Below are 2,037 nucleotides of genomic sequence, written 5' to 3'. Positions count from 1 at the left end.
TGCGGCGGCAGACACACTCGAATTCTCATCGATAAACTCCGTTCCGTCCGCACCAACGCAGTGTTGGGCTGCGCTGCTACATGACACTAACTGAGTAAGCACGAACTGCTGAATCTACTGTCGCAATTGTCAGATCATTCTGTAAGGCTTGACAGATAAGCATTCTGTCAAATGGATCGCGATTTAATAGTGGCAATTTAGCCAATTGAATCACACTGCTTTCGTCAAGAGCAAGGCTAGCAATTTGATGCAGATCGCGCTGTTTGGGTAAATAAGTTTCGGGATGCTCCGGTAGAGGTAGCTTGCCCAACTGGTACTTGACAATTGCTTCCCAGACTGAAATTGCGCTCAGATAAACCTCATTGTCTGGATCGCGAATTGCATCTCGAACATCTGTTGACAACTGGGTATCGCCACTGATGAACCATAGAAAGATGTGTGTATCTAGCAGAATCCTCATTTGCCCTCGAATGCACTGAGAAGATCTTCTGGCAATGGAGCATCAAAATCATCTGGTACAGTAAACTCCCCTGCACATAATCCAAATGGTCGTAATGGCTTATTCCTATTGATGGGTCTCAGTTCAGCGATCGCTTTATCTGCTTGAACAATCACAATGGTTTCACCTGCCTCCACCCGGCGCAGATACTTTGAAGGATCGCGCTGAATCTCATCAACTGTCACATTTAGCATAAAAAAGCCTCAGTATAAGCTCAAGGGATCATCCTCTTCCTGACTCAATTGTAAATGATGGGTCGTATGTTCCCAGCTAGGATGCGTTTTGAATCCCAGTTTCTGATAAAACTCGGCGGCGGCTGGGGTATCGGTTCGCAACGTCAATAATTGATAATGCTGCTTGGCTGCGTGAATAAGCTGAGTTACCAGCAACCGTCCTACTCCACGCTTACGCCAACCTGACTCGACATACAAATGTCGCGACCTTCCAACTTTAGGATGATTGAAATATGGATCTTGATTCAGCCCACCGATCCCAACGATTGCACCTTGCACTGAGGCTGTAAGTAGCATTTCACCAAACCGATCGAAGCAATTCAATCCGCTACTGTACTCTGGAATCAGTCTTTCAAAAAACCGGAACCCTTGAGATAAACTTTCCTCGGCAAGATGATTCATTGATTCTGCCTCAAACTCTGAAATGCGAGCGATGACGATCCATTCCATGAGCCTTGATAGAAGATTATAAAACCCGATCTTAGCTCTGCATCCCGACCAGTGGAATTGGAAGACAGTCCCAGCCAGAACCCCAAGCAGTCGGGTAAAGGAGGAGGTTTTAGATATGGCCCCCTCCCTCCCCTCAGAACCGTGCATACGACTTTCACCGTACACGGCTCAAGCAACGTCTTGAGATTCAGTGTCTCCGATTCTTAACAACCCTTACGAGTTGTCCTGACGGTTACGTTTACAAACCGAAGCCTGTACCTAACTTTTCCCGCCAGTTAAGTCTCATCTCACCTTCAGCCAAGACGATCACCTGTCCCACGTCTGCACCCTTTCGGGTTGGGCCTGTTGCCCTATCCGTCGCGTTATGGATTCCGCTTGCCTTTCGACTGACGGCGTTACGGGCTCCGCCCACGCTTCGCGAGCGCTTCTTGGGACATCCTGTACCCGCTAGAGATTTCGGCTTTGGTTACCCATTGCTTACCTGACTCTGACGGCAGACTCAGGACTCTATCGGGGTTGCCTCGTTCCGCACGGGGTGGAGATGTGGTTGCCTTAGGACTCCTCTTTACTCCGGGGGCGGGGTGTTCTCGGTGAGTATTTAGACGCTACCCACTCCCATCTGCCCCAACATGCTCGTGTCAGCCATTTCGAGCACTTACAATTAACGAAGCCTCATCAAGGATTCATTTGCATTATCCTTAGCAACGTTCGGCTGAGCTTGTCGAAGTTCTTGCCCTAGCCTGCACCCTCAATTTGGCTCTGAAGGTGCTTCGACATTTGACCTTGTCTGCTGATGCTGCCCTCCCATTACTGGTTGAACATTCCAAGGCGGACATCCGCTTGAACACTAGCGGG

The 2,037-nt window shown here is 49.0% G+C and carries 3 protein-coding genes; all 3 read right to left on the bottom strand.

The genetic code is table 11. The features are described from left to right. Window positions 1-76: 76 nt before the first annotated feature. From E1H13_RS26405 to E1H13_RS26395, 3 genes are read right to left on the bottom strand one after another with little or no spacing between them, the layout of a single operon-like run. Window positions 77-460, bottom strand: coding sequence for a type II toxin-antitoxin system VapC family toxin (locus tag E1H13_RS26405; protein ID WP_169617937.1), 384 nt, complete (start codon window positions 458-460; stop codon window positions 77-79). Further along, a complete protein-coding gene (locus tag E1H13_RS26400; RefSeq protein WP_169617935.1) occupies window positions 457-693 on the bottom strand; it encodes a type II toxin-antitoxin system Phd/YefM family antitoxin in 237 nt (78 codons plus the stop codon). The genes E1H13_RS26405 and E1H13_RS26400 overlap by 4 nt, the downstream gene beginning before the upstream one ends. A gap of 9 nt (window positions 694-702) precedes the next feature. After that, window positions 703-1,182 carry a GNAT family N-acetyltransferase gene (locus E1H13_RS26395; protein ID WP_169617936.1) on the bottom strand — a complete coding sequence of 160 codons (480 nt, stop codon included), beginning with the start codon at window positions 1,180-1,182 and terminating at the stop codon, window positions 703-705. Between the last annotated feature and the right edge of the window lie 855 nt (window positions 1,183-2,037).

Source organism: Nodosilinea sp. P-1105 (assembly GCF_012911975.1).
GTDB lineage: Bacteria > Cyanobacteriota > Cyanobacteriia > Phormidesmidales > Phormidesmidaceae > Nodosilinea.
The sequence above is the reverse complement of the archived record's forward strand: the minus strand, read 5'-3'. Positions and strand labels throughout refer to the sequence as shown.

What these genes read in the sequence shown, in the direction of transcription:
- E1H13_RS26405 (WP_169617937.1), bottom strand. Translation starts at nt 460, where the DNA reads ATGAGGATTCTGCTAGATACACACATCTTTCTATGGTTCATCAGTGGC.
- E1H13_RS26400 (WP_169617935.1), bottom strand. Translation starts at nt 693, where the DNA reads ATGCTAAATGTGACAGTTGATGAGATTCAGCGCGATCCTTCAAAGTAT.
- E1H13_RS26395 (WP_169617936.1), bottom strand. Translation starts at nt 1,182, where the DNA reads ATGGAATGGATCGTCATCGCTCGCATTTCAGAGTTTGAGGCAGAATCA.